The 219-nt window shown below is 67.1% G+C and carries 1 pseudogene; it reads left to right on the plus strand.

The window, feature by feature from the left end:
• Positions 1-219 (plus strand): annotated as a pseudogene (locus FMEAI12_RS26205) (transposase); the annotation flags it as partial.

A 219-nucleotide genomic window follows, 5' to 3' on the forward strand; every position in this document is an offset into this window, starting at 1 on the left:
CGCCGGGTCCTGACGTCCCTGGGGCTCCCCCAGCTCCGAAACGGCAGACCGACACCACATGGCGACAGTTCCTGCGTACGCAGGCGTCGACGATGCTGGCCGTGGACTTTTTCCACGTGGACTGCGCGGTGACGCTGCGGCGGCTGTACTGCTTCTTCGTCATAAAGGTCGGCTCCCGCACCGTCCACGTCCTCGGGGTCACCGCCCACCCCGACGGAT

It is taken from the genome of Parafrankia sp. Ea1.12 (assembly GCF_900465275.1).
Lineage (GTDB): Bacteria > Actinomycetota > Actinomycetes > Frankiales > Frankiaceae > Parafrankia > Parafrankia soli.